We start from the raw sequence: 19,114 nt of genomic DNA on the forward strand, positions 1-19,114 counted from the left end.
CCGCACCTCGAATAAGCTGGCTGTATGACCGTGCGCCTCTACGACTCCCGCGCCCAGGAGTTGCTCGACTTCGAACCCCTCGAGCCGGGGCGGGTGGGCATCTACGTGTGCGGACCGACGGTGCAGTCCTCGCCCCACATCGGGCACCTTCGCTCGGCGCTTGTCTACGACCTCTGGCGGCGCTGGCTCACCTGGCGCGGTTTCGACGTGACCCTCGTGCGCAACGTGACCGACATCGACGACAAGATCCTCGACAACGCGACGGCGGGGGAGGAGTGGTGGGCGCTCGCCTACCGCTATGAGCTTGAGTTCACGGCCGGGTATCGGGCTATCGGCGTGCTGCCGCCCACCTACGAGCCGCGCGCGACGGCCAGCGTGGGGCAGATGCAGGAGATCATCCAGCGCCTCATCGACCGCGGCCACGCCTACCCGGCGGAGGACGGCTCGGGCGACGTCTACTTCGACGTGCGCTCCTGGCCGAGCTACGGTGAGCTCACGCGGCAGTCTCTCGACGATATGGCCCCCGCGACCGATGCAGACCCCAGGGGCAAGCGGGATGCGCGCGACTTCGCACTCTGGAAGGGGCACAAGGCAGAGGAGCCGGAGTCGGCGAGCTGGCCGTCGCCGTGGGGCGCGGGGCGCCCCGGCTGGCACATCGAATGCTCGGCGATGTCGTCGCGCTACCTCGGCACGAGCTTTGACATCCATGGCGGGGGGCTCGATCTGCGCTTCCCCCACCACGAGAACGAGCTCGCTCAGTCCTCGGCAGCCGGTGATGGCTTCGCCCGCTACTGGGTGCACAACGGGCTCGTCAACGTGAACGGGCAGAAGATGTCGAAATCGCTCGGCAACTCCCTCTTCGCGAGTGACATGCTGGGGATGGCGCGGCCCCTCGTCGTGCGTTACTACCTCGGCTCGGCGCACTATCGCTCCACGATCGACTATCACGACGGCGTGCTGATCGAGGCGGAGGCCGCACTCGAGCGTATCGAGGGGTTCCTGCGCCGCGCGGAGCGGCGCATCTCCGGCACCCGCTTCACCTCCGAGGTCGTCCTCGACGTGCCGGACGCCTTCGCCGAGGCGATGGACGACGACCTCTCGGTGCCGCAGGCCCTCGCAGTGGTGCACGACACGGTGCGTGCGGGTAACGCCGCGCTCGACGGCGAGGATCTCGCATCCGCGGCGCGGGCCAACGGGGCGGTGCTCGCCATGACCGACATCCTCGGCATCAACCCGCTTGCGGCCGAGTGGCAGGGCCAGGCGAACGAGCCCGCCGTGAACGCCCTCGGGGCGCTCGTGACGCGCCTGCTCGATGACCGGCGGATCGCGCGCGAGTCCAAGGACTTTGCCGCGGCCGACCGCATTCGCGACGAACTCACGGCCGCGGGCATCCAGATTGAAGACACCCCGGAGGGCTCGCACTGGAGCCTTGCCGGGTCGCCCACAGAACAGCAGTAGGGGAAGCCATGAAGAACAGCGGAAACAAGCCCAGGGCGGGCGCCGTCCGCAAGTCGCGCAAGGGCCCCCAGGTCGGCTCGGGCGGGCAGGGACGTCAGGCGCTCGAGGGGCGCGGTCCCACCCCGAAGGCGGAGGACCGCCCCTACCACCCGGCGGGCAAGCGCAAGATCGCCCAGGAGCGGCTCGCCGAGAAGCGTGGCGGCCGCGGGGCGCCTGCCGGCCAGGGGCGCCCGCCCCAGCAGAAGCGCAGGTCGGAGCAGGGCGGTAGCCAGGTCGAGGTTGTGACGGGCCGCAACTCCGTGCTGGAGGGGCTCCGCGCAAAGATCCCCGCGAGTGCCCTCTATATCGCGGCCCGTATCGAATACGACGACCGGGTTAAGGAGATCATGTCGCTCGCGACGAAGCGGGGGCTGCCGATTCTCGAGGTCATGCGGCCGGAACTCGACCGCATGGGTGGTGTCGACTCCGTGCATCAGGGTGTCGCGCTCAAGGTGCCGCCCTATGACTATGCACACCCCGTCGACATCTACGACCGCGCGGTGGAACGGGGTCAGGTGCCGCTGCTCGTGGCACTCGACGGCATCACCGATCCGCGCAACCTGGGTGCGATCATCCGCTCGACCGCCGCCTTTGGTGGGCAGGGAGTGATCGTGCCGCAGCGTCGCTCGGTCGGCATGACCGCTGCCGCGTGGAAGACTTCGGCGGGGGCGGCCGCGCGCACGCCAGTCGCGATGGCGGCGAATCTGACCCAGACGCTCAAGTCGCTCAAGGAGCGCGGCGCGTTCGTGCTGGGACTCGACGGAGATGGGGACATCGACCTGCCCTCGCTCGAGCTGGCGAAGGAACCACTCGTGATCGTCGTCGGCAGCGAGGGTAAGGGCCTCTCGCGGCTCGTGACCGAGACCTGCGATGCGATCGTCTCGATCCCGATCAGTGCCTCGACCGAGTCGCTCAACGCCGGAATCGCGGCAAGCGTCACGCTATACGAGGTGTCACGCCAGCGTTCCGCGAAGTAGCACGGGCGCGGCGGGTGCTCAGACGAGCGTGCGCCAGTCGACCTCGTCGTCGCTGCCGTTCCCGGGCCCCTGCCCGACCGTGGGCAGGGGCAGGGTGACGGCGCCCGTGACGGGGTCGATGACGGTCGCCTCGTCGCGGCGGTGGCGCAGCACGTTGTCGATGTAGGAGGTCACCGCCTCCGCGAGGGGCACGTCGCGCGCCGCGTTCTGCGAGAGGAACCAGCGGTGGTCGAGCAGCTGATGGAAGACCTCTGCTGGTTCGAGCTTGCCCTTGAGTTCCCGGGGGATGGCGCGGACGACGGGTTCGAAGACGCTGGCGAGCCACTCGTGGGCGACCATCTCCTCGTCGTCCTCCTTATTGCCGAAGGTGGCAGCGTAGGAGTCGAGGTCGTTGAGGAGGCGTCGCGCCTGGTTCTCGCCCGCGTCGAGCCCCGTGAGTCGCAGTAGCCGGCGCTGGTGGTGGCCCGCGTCGACGACCTTGGGCTGGATGCGCACCTCGGTGCCCGTGTCATCCGTCTTGATCGCGAGCTCCTCGATGTCGAAGCCGAGCTGGTTGAGCCGCTCGACTCGCTCGGTGATCCGCCAGCGCTCCGAAGCCTTGAAGGACTCGGCGCCCGTGAGCTCCTTCCACAGGTTGCGATACGCGGCGACGATGCCGTTGCTCACCTCGACGGGGTCGAGGTTCTCGTCGAGCCGGTTGCCCGCCGCGAGGTCGAGAAGTTCGCCGGCGATGTTGACGCGCGCGATCTCGAGGTCGTTCTCGCGCTGCCCATTGGAGAGACCGTTGTAGAGCTTGCCGGTCTCCGCGTCGACGAGGTAGGCGGCGAAGGAGCCGGCATCCCGGCGGAAGAGCGTGTTGGAGAGGGAGACGTCGCCCCAGAAGAAGCCGATGATGTGCAGGCGCACGAGCAGCACGGCGAGGGCGTCGACGAGCCGGGTGGCCGTGTCGGGGCGCAGCGTCTGCGAGTAGAGGGCGCGGTAGGGGAGCGAGAACTTGAGGTGCCGGGTCACGAGCACCGCCGAGAGTGGCTCGCCCGCAGCATCCGCGCGGTTCGTGATGACCGCGACGGGGTCGACGCAGGGGATGTCGAGCCGCTGCAGTGTGCGGAGCATCTCGTACTCCCGCTTGGCGAGGTCTTCGGATGTCTCCTTGATGGCGATCACGTAGCCGCTGAGGTGCACAAAGCGCACGAGGTGGCGGGAGATGCCCTTGGGAAGGGCGGCGATGACAGAGTCGGGCCATTCCTCGAGCGGCAGGGACCAGGGCAGGTCGAGCAGTGCGGAGTCCGCCGTGGCCGAGGTGATGCTGAGCGAGCCTGACATGGGTGGGGCCTCGGATTCGTCGTGAGGGAAAGACGGGAGGTCGGCGGTTCGGCCGGAGGTAACTCCGACCGAACCGCCGACCTCTCAGTGATTCGTGGGGGCCGGCACCTGTCAGACCTCGATGGGCTTGCTGATGCGCAGTCCCGACTCCTGGTCGAAGACGTGCAGGTGCTCCTCGGTCGGAAGCACGAACACCTTGTCGCCGGCGTTGGGGTGCTGGCGGCCGTCGACGCGGGCGACGAGGTCGACGCGGTTGCCGTCGATCTCCGTGTGGCCGTAGAGGTAGCCGTCGGCACCGAGTTCCTCGACGATGTCGACCTCGACGGGCAGGCCCTCGCCGCTCGTCGACACCTTGACGTCCTCCGGGCGCATTCCGATCGTGACCTTGCTGGCGTTCGTGCCGGCGAGGGTGTCGCGGGGGACGGGCACGACGGCGGAACCGAACTTGACTCCACCCTCCGTGACATCCGCGGGGAAGAGGTTCATGGCGGGCGAGCCGATGAACCCGGCGACGAAGATGTTGGTGGGCTCCGCGTAGAGTTCGCGCGGGGTGCCGACCTGCTGGAGCACGCCGTCCTTGAGCACGGCGATGCGGTCACCCATCGTGAGGGCCTCGGTCTGGTCGTGCGTGACGTAGACGGTCGTGACGCCGAGCCGCCGTGTGAGTGAGGCGATCTGGGTGCGGGTCTGCACGCGGAGCTTGGCATCGAGGTTGGAGAGCGGCTCGTCCATGAGGAACACCTGGGGGCTGCGCACGATCGCGCGGCCCATCGCGACGCGCTGGCGCTGACCACCCGAGAGGGCCTTGGGCTTGCGGCTCAGGTAGGGCTCCAGGTCGAGCAGCTTGGCGGCTTCGAGCACGCGGTTCGCCCGCTCCTCCTTCGGCACGCCGGCGATCTTGAGGGCGAAGCCCATGTTCTCAGCGACAGTCATGTGCGGGTAGAGCGCGTAGTTCTGGAAGACCATGGCGATGTCACGGTCCTTGGGCGGAACGTCGGTGACGTCGCGGTCACCGATGCGGATCTGGCCGCTGTTGACCTCTTCGAGGCCCGCGAGCATTCGCAGGGTCGTGGACTTTCCGCAACCGGAGGGGCCGACGAGCACGAGAAACTCGCCATCGGCGACCTCGAGGTTCATCTTGTCGACCGCGGGACGGGTGGACCCGGGGTAGAGGCGGGTCGCATTGTCGAACGTGACTGATGCCATGACTGTATTTCTCCTTCACCGGCAGGTACGTGCCGGACGATCCGTAGTGAATGGATGTTGTGCCGGGCCGCGAACGGCTCGGTGCTGTCATTATGTCACCGCATCAGGGAAGGGCAAGGGAAGACAAGTGTCTGGGCAACTCCCAGTCACACTGTCTACGATCGGATGCGCGTCTCGTGAGACGCTGCCCGGGACTTGCGCGTGGGGGGCGAGCGCTGCCGACAGAGCACTTCGGCGGCTCCCGGAGCCTGCATCAGAGAATTTAGTGAGGATTCATGTCGAACGGTCTGTCGCGGCCAGAGCCGACGAGGAACGAGAAGCGGCGCGCAGCGCGGGAAAAGGCGCAGAGCGCGCGGCTTGAGCAGAAGAAGAAGGAGCGCCGCAACCGTCTGCTCATCCAGGGCGGTGTTGCCGTCGGTGTCGTCGCGATCGCGGCGGCGACCGTGATCGGCATCGTGTCCGCGATCCCGAAGACGAGTCCCGGGCCGCTCAATATGCTGAGCGACGGCATCCGCATCGGTGCTGGGGCGCAGGCGGAGATCACGCCCGCACTGCAGCCGGGCGCTTCGCCCGTGGCATCCGAGCTGACCGAGGACCCGGATGTCGTCGACATCGTCATGTACGTCGACTACCTGTGCTCAGGCTGCGGTGAGTTTGAAGACGCCAACGCCGAGCAGATCGAGACCTGGGTCTCCTCGGGTGCGGCGACGCTCGAGGTGCACCCCGTCGCTTTCCTCGACCGGCTCTCGCTCGGGTCGCAGTACTCGACCCGCGCCGCGAACGCCGCGGCCTGCGTCGCCAACTATTCGCCCAACAACTTCCTTGAGTTCCACGGACTGCTCTTCGACAAGCAGCCCGAGGAGGGCACCACGGGTCTCGACGATGAGGAACTCGTCGACCTTGCCGAGCGTGCGGGGGTGACGACGATCTCGTCCGTTGAGCAGTGCATCGACGAGGTGCGCTTCAAGAAGTGGGTGAATGCCGCGACCGCGCGCGCCTTCGAGGGCCCGCTTCCCAACGCCGACATCGACGCCGTGACCCGCACGCCCACCGTCATTGTGAACGGCTTCGCCTATCCCGCCGAGGACCTGGGAGACGCCAGCGATTTCGCCAAGTTCGTGAGCACGGCGAGCGGCAACGCCTTCAGCGACACGCTCAAGGCCACCCCCTCGCCCAGCCCCAGCCCGAGCGCCGCGCCGGCGAGCTAGCGCGGTCGAGGGCTAGGCTGCGAGTTCCCGCCGTCGTGCGAGCAGTTCGATCGCCTCGCCGCCCGTGAGGCCCGACGCCCAGATCGAGGCCGTCGAGAGCGGATGCGCGCCCGAAGCGTGTGGAGCCCCCTGTCGGATTCGAACCGACGACCCTCGCTTTACAAGAGCGATGCTCTGGCCAACTGAGCTAAGGAGGCGGATGCGCGAAAGCGCCCGAGCCATGATAGCCCGGGCGCTTGGCGCTTGTGTTATTCGCTCGTCTCTTCGAAGTTGAGCGAGAGCGAGTTCATGCAGTAACGGTCGCCCGTGGGGGTGCCGAAACCGTCGGGGAACACGTGGCCCAGGTGCGAGCCGCAGTTGGCGCAGCGCACCTCCGTGCGCACCATGCCGAGGCTCGTGTCCTCCAGCAGCTCGACCGCCTCGGGGCGGACCGATTCGTAGAAGCTGGGCCAGCCGCATCCGGAGTCGAACTTGGTGCCGCTCTTGAAGAGTTCCGCGTTGCAGGCGGCGCAGGTGTAGATGCCCGCGCGGCTCTCGTCGAGAAGCTCGCCCGACCAGGCGCGCTCCGTGCCCGCCTTGCGCAGGATCGCGTAACGCTCGGGGCCGAGTTCCTCGAGCCATTCCTGCTCGCTCTTGTTGACGTCGTAGTTCATCGCGTGCCTTCCGCTGGGGTTCACCAAGCCTAAACGCGGCGGGAGCGCGATTGTTCCCTGTTACTTCGCGGCAGCTTTGACTGGGAAGGCTTACCTACTAGGTTCAGATTGAACTTAGGCATACCTAAGCGCGTCACAGCCCTGGAGAGTCTTCCGACCGTGAACCCACCACCGTGCGCCGCCATGCGGTGCGTCCTTCTCGCCCTGCTTGCCGCGCTCGCCGTCGCCTTCGGCAGCCCCGTCGCTGCCGCGCCTGCCACCGCGGCTCCCGGCGCCAGCATCGCTGTCTCGGAGACCGAGGGTCTCGCCCCCGCAGGGGAATCGATCACGATCACCGGATCCGGCTTCTACGTGCACCTCGGCCAACCCGTCGTCACGGCGCTCTCCGCAGACGCCTGCGAGGTTACGGATGCCACGTTCACGTGGGGCTTCAAGGAGGCGTTCCGCAGCTACATCAGCGGCACGATCGCCAACGGCGAATGGACGGTGTCCGACGGTGCCGCCTATGAGACCCCCCACTTCAGCTGGAGCGGTGGTGCGGGCGGCTACGACGCGGAGGCCGAAGAGGGTGAGCTCGCCTTCACGGGAACCGTCACCTTCACCGGTCATGGCGGCATCCTCAACACCTCCGTCGCGAACCCGCGCATCGAGATCGTCGACGCCGAGACGGCGCGTCTCTACCTCGACGTCGCGGGCACGACGCAGGACGGCACCGCGGTCGACCAGCGGGGAGTGCACTTCGCCGACGTCGACCTGGGTGGGGTGATGGCAGAGACCGCTGAGGGCGAGCTCACCATCACAGGGGCGCCCGCCGAGCTCAGCACGGAAGGCTCCGAAGCGTTCGGCACCTACGAGCCCGGCACCGAGCTTGACCCCGTCACGGTCACCTTCACGATCGAGGAGGGCTGCGGCGTCGACGTGGCGGAGGCTGCTGAGGCTGACGCCGATGCGGATGTCGTGCCCCCCGTGGCATCCGGCACGCCTGTCTGGCTCCCCTGGGTCATCGTGGCGCTCCTGGTGCTCCTCGTGACTGCTCTCGTCGTGGTGCTGTTGCGCCGCCGCACGGCGTCCGCAGCGGAGTAGCACTCTGCCGGCAGCGCCGCGCTGACAGCGCCGGCCAACACAATCGAGTTGCCCACTTCGGTGCTCTTCCCACCCAGTTTGAGGACCGAAGTGGGCAACTCGGCGTGAAGCCCCGGGCAACTCGACGTGAAAGGCGGCAGGATCAGGGCATGCCCCGCGACACCGCCCAGTGGTTCCGCGCCTTCGCGGCGCAGACGCTCGGAACCTCCGCCCTCTACGGAGAGTGGGCGGCCGCGGTGGCGGCGGATGCTGCAACCCTCGCGCTGCTCGAGAGGCTCCCCGAGCAGCAGCGCCAGCCGCCGCTCGTCTTCGCGGTCGCCAGCCTGCTGGGTGCGCGGCAGCACCCCGACGACCTGCTCGGCTTTCTGCGTGAACATGAGGCCGAGCTCGCGCGGGAGCTCGCCGAGCGCCCCATGCAGACGAATGAGCCCAACCGCTGCGCCGCCCTGTTGCCCGCTCTGGAGCGCATCGAGGGGCCCATCGCGCTGCTCGAGCTCGGGGCATCCGCGGGTCTCTGCCTCTACCCCGACCGCTACTCCTACGACTATTCGGGGCGCCTGCTGCACCCGGCCGACGGCCCCAGCCCGGTTCGCCTCACCTGCGCGCTCGGCCCGGGCGTACCCGCTCCCACGCGCTTGCCAGAGGTCGTGTGGCGCGGCGGTATCGACCTTCGGCCGCTCGATGTCGCCGACGACGCGGATGCCGCGTGGCTCGATGTGCTCGCCTGGCCGGGGCAGCACGACCGCCGTGACCGGGTGCGCGCCGCGAGTGACGTGGTGCGCGAGCATCCGCCCGTCCTTCTGGCGGGAGACGCCGAGGCCCGACTTGAGGAGCTGCTCGCCCTCGCGCCTGCTTCCGCGACGCCCGTGATCGTCACGGCCGGCATGCTCGTCTACGTGCCGGCGGCGCAGCGCGCGCGGCTCATCGAGCGAGTCCGGCGCTCGGGGGCACGCTGGGTGTCGCTCGAGGGCGCGGGGGTCGTGCCGGCGATCGCGCAGCAGCTGGTCGACGCGGGGGAGACGCGGGAGGGGCTGCGAGGGCGGTTCGTGGTGGCTCTCGACGAGCATCCGCTCGCCTGGTGCGGCCCCTACGGGGAGTCGCTTGAGGCCTGCCCTAGCGGTTCGGGCGCGTAGACGGCGCGGGCGAGCGCGTCGAGCACATCGGCCGTGCGGGGGCCGAAACCGAGGATCTGACCCGAGGCCATGTCGACGAAGCGCCGATTCTGCCCCGCCGGAGTCTGAGCGAGGGCAGGCTTCTCGGCGAGGAGGCCGTCGATGCCGCCCGCACTCTCGAGCCCCGAGGTCATCACGAGGATGAGGTCGGGTCGCGCCGCGATGACCGCCTCGTCGGTCATGGGTTGCATGCCGGTCCAGCCGATCTCGCTCGCGACATCGATGCCCCCGATGCCCCTGATGACATCGTCGACGCCCGACTCGCTGCCGAAGAGGTAGTAGATGCCGGAGCCGCCGCGCAGGTAGAGGAACATCATCCGCAGTCGCTCCTCGCCCTGCGGCGCGATCGCCGCGATCTCGGCGATCTTCTCGTCGATCTCGGCGTCGAGGCTCGCGGCGAGCTCCTCGCCCGCCTCGGCGGCGCCGAATGCCGCGGCGACCTGCCGTGCGAGAAGCCCGACCCCCTCGATACCCGGCTCCGCCTCGACGAAGACGACGGGGATGCCGGCGTCGCGCAGCTGCAACACGACATCGACGGGGCCGATGCTGCCATCCGTCACGACGAGGGTGGGCCGCAGCGCGATGACGGACTCCGAGTTGATGCTGTGACCGCTCGAGGTGACGACGGGAAGGTCCTGCACCTGCTGGAAGGTCGAGGAGACATCACGCCCGACGAGGCTGTCGCCGAAGCCCAGACCGACGATCGTCGCGGCGATCGAGCCAGACATGTCGAGCCCCAGCACGCGACTGGTCTCCGTCACCTCGACCTCGGTGTCGCCGTCGAGGTCGCGCGAGGTGACAGTGGTGGGGAGTTGCTGCTGAGGTGTCTCGGGGAGGGTTTTGACGGCGGCACTCGCGAGCACCGCGGTGGAACCGCCCACCCACGAGCGCGGGTCGTCGAGCAGGTCGAGCTCCGCGAGCGGCACCTGCTGGGCTCCCGCCTCGACGTATTCGCCCTCCGTCGCGGCAGGGCCGGCCATGCACCCCGTGAGGCCGAGGAGCAGGGCGCCGGCGGCGGCAAGGGTCGCAAGGGGGCGGAACGTGCGCACGGGCGACCTTTCACGAATCGGGAGGGGCGGTGTTGGTGAGGCTATCCTAACTCCGCGGATGCTGCGACCCTCCGTCATCCTCCCGGCTCCGTCGCATCCGCTCGCGTAGCATCGCCCCGATGCCCACGACCCGCGCCCACAGCACGACCCGCGCCCGCAGCACGAACCCGGCGCGCAGCACCGCCGACGCCGAGCGCGCGGCGCTGCCCGAGTTCCCCGAGCGGGATGCTCGCATCCTCGACTTCGAACGGCGGGAGTGGAACCATTCGGGTGCCAAGGAGGAGGCGATCCGCGTTGAGCTTGGCCTCACCGCGGCCCGCTACTATCAGAGGCTGAACGCCGTGATCGATTCACCGGCGGCCCTCGCGCATGACCCGATGCTTGTGCGACGCCTGCGCCGCCTCCGCGACAGCCGGCGTCGCGCCTGACGCATCTGCCGCGTCGACGAACGACCGAGAGAAGAGCATGGCCACCCGCATCAGAGACCGTTTCGACGAGACGCCAGACGAGATGCTGCGCATCGGCGCCCACCGCGCCCCCGCCCAGCCGGGTCGCGGCTGGATCGGCTTCGCCTGGGCCGCGCTCGCGACGGTTGCGCTCGTCGCCATCGGCCTCTTCGCCCTCACGCTCCTGAACCCCGACATCCAGATCCGGGTGCCCGGGGTCGACACGGCCGCACCGACGACCGCCCCCACAGAGGCGCCGACGGATGAACCGCAGGCGGAGCCGTCCCTCAACCCCGAGCTGCCGATCACGGTGCTCAACGGTACGCCGACCGCGGGGCTCGCCACCCAGGTGGGCGATGCGCTCGAGGCGCAGGGCTGGGCGGGAGCCGCACTCGGCGTCGGCAGCCGGGCGAATGCCGCGGCCGACGACGTCGAGACCACCCAGATCTTCTACAGCGATCCCGCCAACGAGGGAGCAGCCCGGATGCTCGCAGAGCACCTCGGCGTCGGCGAACTCCGTCTCTCCAACGACTACCCCGCGTCGCCACTGACGGTGTTGATCGGTGCCGACTACGAGCCACCCGCAGCCTGAGACATCCGCTCGATTCGCCCGGAATTGCGGGGCGAGGTCACCGCACGGTTACGCGCCGGTTTAATCTCCTGCCGCTGCGCGTGAGATGTTGAAGTAACTCTCCCCTTTTGACCGCAAGATCGTTACTATCTGGAACTGGTCGCCCATCCGGCTCTATGAGGCACTCGACGCGCGCTTCGTCTCGAACCTGGTGACACGGGTATTACCCACCCGCGTTCGGTGACTCGGCGCCGCACCGCGAGCGCCGTAGAACGGTACACAGCAGGGAGTAACACATGGCGAACGGATCCGTTAAGTGGTTCAACGCTGAAAAGGGCTACGGATTCATCACCGTCGAGGGTGGGGGGCAGGACGTCTTCGTCCACTACTCCGCTATCGACATGAGCGGATACAAGGTTCTCGAGGAGGGCCAGCAGGTGACCTTCGAGGTCGGCACCGGCGCGAAGGGCCCCCAGGCGGAGTCGGTCCGCCCGGCCTGATCCTCGTCTACAGCAAAACCGAGGCACGCCTCGACCTGACGCCGCTCCCGCCGGGGGCGGCGTTAGTGTGTCGCCTGTGATCTCGCGCCCGCCCTCCCGCAGTCTTGGCGCTGTGGCTGCACTCGCGGCCGTCGCCCTCCTTGCCGGATGCTCGGCCGAGGCTCCCCCGTCGCCTCAAGCCTCCCCGTCTCCCGACTACACCTCCACCTACGAGGCGACGCCCCCCACCGAGCTCGCGCCTCTGCGGGGGACGAGCGTGCCGGAGGGGTCCCTCCCGCATGCGGCGCTCGTCGCGAAGATCGACAACCACTGGGATGCCCGCCCCCAGGTGGGCCTCGAGCGCACCGACATCGTCTATGAGGAGCTCGTCGAGGGAGGCATCACCCGCTATGTCGCGGTGTGGCACAGTGACATTCCCGAGCTGTTGGGGCCGATCCGGTCCATCCGTCCGATGGACCCCGAGATCGCGGGGTCACTCGGCGGCATCATCTTCTACGCAGGTGGTCAGCCACGCTTCGTGTCGATGATGCGACAGACCTCGCTGTACAACGCGATCCATGGTCAGCAGGACACCTCGGCGTACATGTATCGCTCGGGCGACCGCAGCGCTCCCCACAACGTGATCGTTCGGGCGAAGGAGTTCCTCGCCGCTCACTCCGACATCGCGGCTCCGCCCCAGCAGTTCGCCTACTCGCTTGACGCCGCCTCATCGACCGCGGCGAAGGAGGGCAGCCCGACCGCAACACTGCGGCTCGCCTTCTCCACGCAGTTCGTTCCCACCTGGACATGGGATGCCGCATCCGCCCGCTATCTCCGGTGGCAGGACGGCGCCCCCGATGTCGACAGCGCGGGGGATCAGCTCTCGGCGGTCAATGTCGTCACGCTGCGCGTGCCGGTGACGAACGGTTACGGGGTGCCGAAGACGGAGCTGCTCGGCAGCGGCGAGGCGTGGATCACGACGGGCGGCGCGACCGTGCACGGCTCGTGGCACAAGGATTCGATCGCGGCCCCCATCACGCTGCTCGACGATCGCGGCATCACGGTGCGCCTGGGTGCGGGCAACACGTGGGTCGAACTCGTGCCCCTCGACGGCTCCGTGGCGATCGAGCCGCCCGCCTGATCGGTCACCGCGCGTTCATCTCGCGGCATCCGCGTCGGCTTGCACTCGCTGTGGCAGAGTGCCAGAATCATTTAGCACTCTCTCTGCGAGAGTGCCAAAGAGCTGATGCATTTCCGACGTCCGGGAGGGACGAAGAACACACATGGCAAAGATGATTGCTTTCAACGAAGAGGCCCGTCGCGGTCTTGAGCGCGGTCTCAACACGCTCGCCGACGCCGTCAAGGTGACGCTCGGCCCGCGCGGTCGCAACGTCGTCCTTGAGAAGAAGTGGGGCGCCCCCACCATCACGAACGACGGTGTCTCCATCGCCAAGGAGATCGAGCTCGACGACCCGTACGAGAAGATCGGTGCCGAGCTCGTCAAGGAGGTCGCCAAGAAGACGGATGACGTCGCTGGCGACGGAACCACCACCGCGACCGTGCTCGCCCAGGCGCTCGTGCGCGAGGGTCTGCGCAACGTCGCGGCCGGTGCCGACCCCATCAGCCTCAAGCGCGGCATCGAGAAGGCCGTTGCGGCCGTCACCGCCTCGCTCGTCGAGCAGGCGAAGCCCATCGAGACCAAGGAGCAGATCGCGGCGACCGCCTCGATCTCGGCCGGCGACCAGGAGATCGGCGCGCTCATCGCCGAGGCCATCGACAAGGTCGGCAAGGAGGGCGTCGTCACCGTCGAGGAGTCGAACACCTTCGGCACCGAGCTTGAGCTCACGGAGGGCATGCGCTTCGACAAGGGCTACCTGTCGGCGTACTTCGTGACCGACCCCGAGCGCCAGGAGACGGTCTTCGAGGACCCCTACATCCTCATCGTCAACTCGAAGATCTCGAACATCAAGGACCTGCTCCCCGTCGTCGACAAGGTCATCCAGGCCGGCAAGCAGCTCCTCATCATCGCCGAGGACGTCGACGGCGAGGCTCTCGCGACGCTCGTCGTCAACAAGATCCGCGGCATCTTCAAGTCGGTCGCCGTCAAGGCTCCCGGCTTCGGTGACCGCCGCAAGGCCCAGCTGCAGGACATCGCGATCCTCACGGGCGGCCAGGTCATCAGCGAGGAGGTCGGTCTCAAGCTCGAGAACACGACGCTCGACATGCTCGGCCGTGCGCGCAAGGTCGTCATCACCAAGGACGAGACCACGATCGTCGAGGGTGCCGGCGACGCCGCGCAGCTCGAGGGCCGCGTCAAGCAGATCCGCGCCGAGATCGAGAACACCGACAGCGACTACGACCGCGAGAAGCTGCAGGAGCGCCTCGCGAAGCTCGCCGGCGGCGTTGCCGTCATCAAGGCGGGTGCCGCGACCGAGGTCGAGCTCAAGGAGCGCAAGCACCGCATCGAGGACGCCGTCCGCAACGCGAAGGCCGCCGTCGACGAGGGCATCGTCGCCGGTGGTGGTGTCGCTCTCATCCAGGCCGGCGCGCTTGCCTTCGCTGGTGAGGCCATGACCGGCCTCAGTGGTGACGAGGCGACCGGTGCGAGCATCGTCAAGTGGGCGATCGACGCTCCGCTCAAGCAGATCGCGATCAACGCGGGCCTCGAGCCCGGCGTCGTCGCCGAGAAGGTGCGCAACCTTGAGCCCGGCCACGGCCTCAACGCTGCCACGGGCGAGTACGTCGACATGCTCCAGGCGGGCATCAACGACCCCGTCAAGGTGACCCGTTCGGCGCTGCAGAACGCCGCGTCGATCGCCGGCCTCTTCCTCACGACGGAGGCCGTCGTCGCCGACAAGCCCGAGAAGAACGCGGCTCCGGCCGACCCGACGGGCGGCATGGGCGGCATGGACTTCTAAGTCCTCGCAGCACCACGAAGGGCGGCTCCCCACGGGGAGCCGCCCTTTGGCGTTTCTGCCTGCCTTGTCAGCGCAGGAACATGCTTGCGTTCGCCCGCTCAGCCTCCGCGTACTGCTGGCCAGCGCGACCGAGCGCCTGTGTGATGCCCGCGAGGCTCTGCTCGACCTGCTGCTGCGTCGCCCGCCAGTCGGCGATGACAGCCTGGAAGGCCATCGATGCCTGCCCCGTCCACGCGGACTGCAGGTTCACGAGATGCGACATCATGCCCGCGACCTCGCCCTCGATGCGGGTGGCGGATGCCCGCAGTGCACTCTCGGCGCCGAGAACGGCGTCGCTGTCGACCTGGTATTGCGTCATGGGTGATCTCCTCGCTCCGCGGGCCCGGTTGGCCCGACTCGCCGTCACGCTAGGGGCACGCTGACGGAGCGGCAGCGTCCGACGTTGTCGCTGTGGACGCACCCCCGACGCGCCCTGAGGGGAGGAGTCGATAGCGCTTTCTCAAAGCTTGCTCGGTCTTCCGTGGGCGCCTCGTGTGCGTCTGATCACGAAGAAATCACGTCGGTTCCGTCCTCGTGTCCGCGTGCCTAACGTGGCTGCCACGAACGACGGAAAGCAACGGACAGGTTCTCGGATCCATCCTGTCGTTCGCATCGGGAACCCGAATAGGAGGAACCATGATCAAGCGCGAAAACAGGAACTGGCTGACGACGCTGGCGATCGCTGGGGTGCTCCCACTCACGGCTGCCGGCCTCGCAGGATGCTCGACCGACCCAGAGGAGGCGACCGACGAGAACGTCGTCGAGGAGAGCGAGGGCAATCTCGATGAGACCCAGGACGACCTCGACGTGGGCGGGCCCTACAACGGGCCGTACGACGATGACTTCACCGAGGACTATGAGACGTACGTCGGCGAAGAGGTGACACTCACCGCCAACGTCGATACGGTGATCTCCCCCGAGTCGTTCACCATCAGCGGCGTGGAGTCGACGACCGTCGAGCCGCTTCTCGTTGTCCACGACGGTGAGGTCACCCTCGAGCAGGGGGAGTCCGTCGAGGTCAGTGGCACAGTCGAGGAAGCTTTCGACCTTCCCACGGTTGAGGAAGACATGGAGCTCGATCTCGATGACGAGGACTATGCCGACTACGACGCCGACAATTACATCGAGGCGACGAGTGTCGAGATGACCGACGAGAGTTGACGGGACGTGCAGCAGAAGGGCGGGCGTCGCGATGCGACGCTCGCCCTTTTCGCGGTACACGGATCCACGTTCTTCACCGTCGCCTGTGCGTCAGGTCACGAACGCGTCACACACAGGGAATCCCCCGAAAGGGCGGGCCTAACGTGGCGAACGTCTGGCGGCGACATCCAGTACGCACACGGCTCCGGGAAACCGAGTCGCCCCAGCCCCGGAGTAGGAGACGGAGGAACCATGATCACGCGCAGGAGCAAGAACCGGCTGACAATGCTCGCCATCATCGGCATCTTCCCCCTTGCAGCCGCAAGCCTCAGCGGTTGCACGACAGGGGTGGACGAGACGGAAGACCCGGTGGACGTGGAAGACGTCACCGAGGGCATGGAGAACACCGATGGCGCCGACGCCGAGGACGACCTGCCCGGCGCAGAGTATGACGGCAGATACGACGTGGACTTCGACGACAGCTACGAGACCTACCTCGGTCAGCAGGTGACGGTCTCAGCCGAGGTCGGCGAAGTGATCTCGGAGGAGGCATTCACTCTTGGCGACGGGATGACCGTGGCACCCCTGCTCATCGTGCACGAAGGCGCGACGACCGTGGAAGAGGGCGACGAGGTCGCGGTGACAGGCTTCGCTCGCGACAACTTCGAACTGATTGAGGCGGAGGAGGAGACCGATCTCGACCTGGAGGACGGGCTCTTCGAGGAGTACGAGGGCGACAACTACATCGAAGCGCGCGAGATCAGCATGGCGGCCGAGGAGTAGCAGACGCGGAGTGGCGGGCGACGCGGAGCGGTGGGCGACGCGGAGTAGCGGCGCCGGCGCCTACTCCGCGGTGCGCTCCTGCCGGTCGGTGCGCTCCTGCTGCTCGATATGTTCCTGCTGCTCCGGCTTCTTCGGCGGTGACGAGACGTAACTGTCGGGCAGGAGCGGAAGCGTGAGGCGGAAGGTGGCGCCGCCGCCCTCCGTGTCGTGCACGCGCACGTCGCCCTTGTGCGCGTCGACGATCGCGGCGACGATCGCGAGGCCGAGCCCGCTGCCGCCCGTCTCACGGGTGCGGGAGGTGTCGGCCCGCCAGAAGCGCTGGAAGATCTTCTCGCGGATCTGCGGCGGCACCCCCTCGCCGTGGTCGACGATGTCGAGCTGCGCGATGCGTCGCTGAGCGTCCACCCGCACGACGAGCTCGATGGGGCTCCCGTCGGGGGTGAAGCGGAGGGCGTTGCCGAGCAGGTTCGTGATGACCTGGCGCAGCTTGTTCTCCTCGCCCAGCACGACGGCCGGCACGACAAGCTTGATGTCCTCCCGCTTGGAGAGCGGCGTCATGTCAGGCGAGTCCGGGGCGCCGCTGCGGAGGCCGCGCTGGCGTAGCGAACGCAGTCGTGCGAGCTGGGCGCCCGCGAAGGCGATCGGGCCCGTCGCCGTCGTGGCGGGCCTCTCGGAGGGCTCGGGCGGAGCCTCGATGTTGTCGCCCGGGGGCAGTTCGGGCTCCTCGACCTTGACCGTCACCGCGCGGTCCGGTGCCTGCGCCATGGCGTCGAGGGCGGCGTCGTGCGCGAGCGGAAGCAGATCGACAGGGGCGAGGCGCAGGGGCTTCTTCTCGTCGGCACGGGCCAGCTCGAGGAGGTCCTCGACGAGCTCGCCCATCCGGATCGCCTCCTTCTCGATGCGCTCCATCGCCTGGCCGACATCCTCGGGCTTCTGGATCGCCCCCATGCGGTAGAGCTCGGCGTAGCCGCGCACCGAGACGAGCGGCGTGCGCAACTCATGGCTGGCGTCGCCCACAAAGCGACGCATCTGCTCGATCGTGCGGGCGCGGTCGGCGAAGGCGCGATCGATGCGGCCGAGCATGACGTTGAGCGAGCGGTTGAGGCGCCCGACCTCGGTGTTGGGGGTCGCGCCCGGGAGGCGCTGGCTGAAGTCGCCGCCCGCGATCGCCGCCGCCGTCGCCTCCACCTCGCGCAGGGGGCGGAAGGTGGATGTCACGAGCACACGGGTGAGCGCGGCGCTCAGCACCACGACCGAGAGGGCGAAACCGAGGAAGATTGCCGTGTAACGGGCCATCGTCGCATTGACGTCGTCGAGCCGCTGACCGATCACCAGGGTCGCGAAGTTGCCCGTATCGGCATTCTCGGCGACAAGGGCCACGACCCGCGTCTGGCTTGTGTGAGTCTCGTTCTGTAGCGTCACCGCCTGACCCTGGAACTCGAAGACAGTGGATGCCGTCAGCTCACCCAGCTGGGGACGCAAGTGCTCGTCATCCTCGTCCAGGTTGTCGGCGATGAGTTCACCCGAGCGGTTCACGAGCGCGACGTAGAAGGAGGTGGGCAGGAAGTTGCCGGTGTCGACCGTGTCCTCATCGAGGTCGATCGCCCACGTGGGAATCTCGGCGGCGGCAGCGCGGATGTTCTCGTCGACGCGGTTCAGCAGGTAGTCACGCAGCACCGTCATGGTGCCGACGCCGGCCACGAGCAATCCCGCCGTCACGATGAAGACGGTGACCCCGGTGATCTTGGTGCGCAGGGACACCGAGTTCCACCACTCCATCGGCTGGTCTCGTGTCACGACTTCAGGGTACGCGGCGGGGCTGGGCGAAGCATCCGCCCGGTCTGGGCCAGCGTGATCAGGACTTCTCGACCTTGAGCATGTAGCCGAAACCGCGCTTGGTCTGGATCATCGGCTCCTCCGTGTACTGGTCGAGCTTGCGACGCAGGTAGGAGACGTAGGACTCGACGATGCCGGCGTCACCGTTGAAGTCGTACTCCCAGACGTGGTCGAGGATCTGCGCCTTCGAGAGCACGCGGTTCGGGTTGAGCATGAGGTAGCGCAGGAGCTTGAACTCGGTGGGGGAGAGCTCGACCTGGTCCTGGCCGACGGTGACCTCGTGGGTGTCCTGGTCCATCGTGAGTTCGCCCGCGCGGATGATCGCGTCCTCCTCGTCCTGCATTGTGCGGCGCAGGATCGCCTTGATGCGGGCGACGATCTCGTCGAGGCTGAAGGGCTTCGTGACGTAGTCGTCGCCGCCGACCGTGAGGCCCGTGATCTTGTCCTCCGTGTCGTCCTTCGCCGTGAGGAAGAGGATGGGCGAGGTGTAGCCGCTCGAACGCAGGCGCTTGGTCACGCCGAAGCCGTTCATGTCGGGCAGCATGACGTCGAGGATGATGAGGTCGGGCTCCTCCTCCAGCACCGCCGAGATGGCCTGCGCGCCATTGCCCACCGCGCGTACGGCGAAGCCGGCGAAGCGGAGGCTCGTGGTGAGAAGGTCGCGGATGTTGGGCTCGTCGTCGACGATGAGAATCTTGGGTCCGTCACTCATGGGTTCAGTCTCTGCGAGTTTT

General features: G+C 67.9%; 19 protein-coding genes and 1 tRNA gene. 12 read left to right on the forward strand and 8 right to left on the reverse strand.

The genetic code is table 11. The annotated features are described in order from the left end of the window. The first annotated feature begins 24 nt into the window (after window positions 1–24). Together cysS and rlmB are read left to right on the forward strand one after the other, a co-directional pair. Entirely contained in the window at window positions 25–1,458 is a 1,434-nt protein-coding gene (gene cysS / locus OH146_RS10150; protein WP_265160072.1) for a cysteine--tRNA ligase, read from the forward strand. A gap of 8 nt (window positions 1,459–1,466) precedes the next feature. After that, a complete protein-coding gene (gene rlmB, locus OH146_RS10155) occupies window positions 1,467–2,474 on the forward strand; it encodes a 23S rRNA (guanosine(2251)-2'-O)-methyltransferase RlmB (protein WP_265160074.1) in 1,008 nt (335 codons plus the stop codon). 18 nt (window positions 2,475–2,492) lie between these two features. Here the strand turns inward: rlmB and OH146_RS10160 are convergent, their stop codons facing one another. Together OH146_RS10160 and OH146_RS10165 are read right to left on the reverse strand one after the other, a co-directional pair. Continuing rightward, complete coding sequence (locus tag OH146_RS10160; RefSeq protein ID WP_265160076.1) at window positions 2,493–3,797, reverse strand: DUF4032 domain-containing protein; 1,305 nt, start codon at window positions 3,795–3,797, stop codon at window positions 2,493–2,495. A 111-nt stretch (window positions 3,798–3,908) separates the two neighbouring features. Further along, complete coding sequence (locus OH146_RS10165; protein ID WP_265160078.1) at window positions 3,909–5,003, reverse strand: ABC transporter ATP-binding protein; 1,095 nt, start codon at window positions 5,001–5,003, stop codon at window positions 3,909–3,911. Window positions 5,004–5,278: 275 nt separating this feature from the next. Here OH146_RS10165 and OH146_RS10170 point away from each other — a divergent pair, with 275 nt between their 5' ends. Further along, window positions 5,279–6,211 carry a DsbA family protein gene (locus OH146_RS10170; protein WP_265160080.1) on the forward strand — a complete coding sequence of 311 codons (933 nt, stop codon included), beginning with the start codon at window positions 5,279–5,281 and terminating at the stop codon, window positions 6,209–6,211. Window positions 6,212–6,331: 120 nt separating this feature from the next. On the opposite strand, the gene OH146_RS10175 is transcribed toward OH146_RS10170, so the two are convergent. Together OH146_RS10175 and msrB are read right to left on the reverse strand one after the other, a co-directional pair. Beyond that, a tRNA-Thr gene (locus tag OH146_RS10175) sits at window positions 6,332–6,408 on the reverse strand. 51 nt (window positions 6,409–6,459) lie between these two features. Beyond that, window positions 6,460–6,864 carry a peptide-methionine (R)-S-oxide reductase MsrB gene (gene msrB, locus OH146_RS10180; protein WP_265160082.1) on the reverse strand — a complete coding sequence of 135 codons (405 nt, stop codon included), beginning with the start codon at window positions 6,862–6,864 and terminating at the stop codon, window positions 6,460–6,462. A 159-nt stretch (window positions 6,865–7,023) separates the two neighbouring features. Here msrB and OH146_RS10185 point away from each other — a divergent pair, with 159 nt between their 5' ends. Beyond that, a complete protein-coding gene (locus OH146_RS10185) occupies window positions 7,024–7,947 on the forward strand; it encodes an HtaA domain-containing protein (protein WP_265160084.1) in 924 nt (307 codons plus the stop codon). 149 nt (window positions 7,948–8,096) lie between these two features. Next, window positions 8,097–9,080 carry a DUF2332 domain-containing protein gene (locus OH146_RS10190; RefSeq protein ID WP_265160086.1) on the forward strand — a complete coding sequence of 328 codons (984 nt, stop codon included), beginning with the start codon at window positions 8,097–8,099 and terminating at the stop codon, window positions 9,078–9,080. Here OH146_RS10190 and OH146_RS10195 read toward each other — a convergent pair. Then, window positions 9,035–10,168 carry a heme/hemin ABC transporter substrate-binding protein gene (locus OH146_RS10195; protein ID WP_265160088.1) on the reverse strand — a complete coding sequence of 378 codons (1,134 nt, stop codon included), beginning with the start codon at window positions 10,166–10,168 and terminating at the stop codon, window positions 9,035–9,037. The genes OH146_RS10190 and OH146_RS10195 overlap by 46 nt on opposite strands. 119 nt (window positions 10,169–10,287) lie before the next feature. On the opposite strand from OH146_RS10195, the gene OH146_RS10200 reads away from it, so the two are divergent. From OH146_RS10200 to groL, 5 genes are all read left to right on the forward strand, one after another. After that, window positions 10,288–10,596, forward strand: coding sequence for a DUF3263 domain-containing protein (locus OH146_RS10200; protein ID WP_265160091.1), 309 nt, complete (start codon window positions 10,288–10,290; stop codon window positions 10,594–10,596). Between the two features lie 37 nt (window positions 10,597–10,633). Continuing rightward, a complete protein-coding gene (locus OH146_RS10205) occupies window positions 10,634–11,206 on the forward strand; it encodes a LytR C-terminal domain-containing protein (RefSeq protein ID WP_265160094.1) in 573 nt (190 codons plus the stop codon). Window positions 11,207–11,481: 275 nt separating this feature from the next. Then, window positions 11,482–11,685, forward strand: a complete 204-nt coding sequence (locus tag OH146_RS10210) for a cold-shock protein (protein WP_265160096.1) — start codon at window positions 11,482–11,484, stop codon at window positions 11,683–11,685. A gap of 112 nt (window positions 11,686–11,797) precedes the next feature. Continuing rightward, window positions 11,798–12,805, forward strand: a complete 1,008-nt coding sequence (locus tag OH146_RS10215) for a DUF3048 domain-containing protein (protein ID WP_265160099.1) — start codon at window positions 11,798–11,800, stop codon at window positions 12,803–12,805. A 142-nt stretch (window positions 12,806–12,947) separates the two neighbouring features. After that, window positions 12,948–14,582: a chaperonin GroEL gene (gene groL, locus OH146_RS10220; RefSeq protein ID WP_265160101.1), complete on the forward strand. Its 1,635-nt coding sequence runs from the start codon at window positions 12,948–12,950 to the stop codon at window positions 14,580–14,582. 67 nt (window positions 14,583–14,649) lie between these two features. On the opposite strand, the gene OH146_RS10225 is transcribed toward groL, so the two are convergent. Then, window positions 14,650–14,940, reverse strand: coding sequence for a WXG100 family type VII secretion target (locus OH146_RS10225; protein WP_265160103.1), 291 nt, complete (start codon window positions 14,938–14,940; stop codon window positions 14,650–14,652). A 317-nt stretch (window positions 14,941–15,257) separates the two neighbouring features. Here OH146_RS10225 and OH146_RS10230 point away from each other — a divergent pair, with 317 nt between their 5' ends. Together OH146_RS10230 and OH146_RS10235 are read left to right on the forward strand one after the other, a co-directional pair. Next, window positions 15,258–15,782 carry an OB-like fold-containing membrane protein gene (locus OH146_RS10230; RefSeq protein WP_265160104.1) on the forward strand — a complete coding sequence of 175 codons (525 nt, stop codon included), beginning with the start codon at window positions 15,258–15,260 and terminating at the stop codon, window positions 15,780–15,782. A gap of 231 nt (window positions 15,783–16,013) precedes the next feature. After that, window positions 16,014–16,544: a hypothetical protein gene (locus OH146_RS10235; protein ID WP_265160107.1), complete on the forward strand. Its 531-nt coding sequence runs from the start codon at window positions 16,014–16,016 to the stop codon at window positions 16,542–16,544. Window positions 16,545–16,604: 60 nt separating this feature from the next. On the opposite strand, the gene OH146_RS10240 is transcribed toward OH146_RS10235, so the two are convergent. Together OH146_RS10240 and OH146_RS10245 are read right to left on the reverse strand one after the other, a co-directional pair. Beyond that, entirely contained in the window at window positions 16,605–18,323 is a 1,719-nt protein-coding gene (locus tag OH146_RS10240; RefSeq protein ID WP_265160749.1) for a sensor histidine kinase, read from the reverse strand. Window positions 18,324–18,399: 76 nt separating this feature from the next. Further along, window positions 18,400–19,092, reverse strand: coding sequence for a response regulator transcription factor (locus tag OH146_RS10245; protein WP_265160110.1), 693 nt, complete (start codon window positions 19,090–19,092; stop codon window positions 18,400–18,402). Window positions 19,093–19,114 lie beyond the last annotated feature (22 nt).

The sequence above is a fragment of the Homoserinimonas sedimenticola genome (assembly GCF_026094475.1).
In the GTDB taxonomy this organism is placed as follows: Bacteria; Actinomycetota; Actinomycetes; order Actinomycetales; family Microbacteriaceae; genus Homoserinimonas; species Homoserinimonas sedimenticola.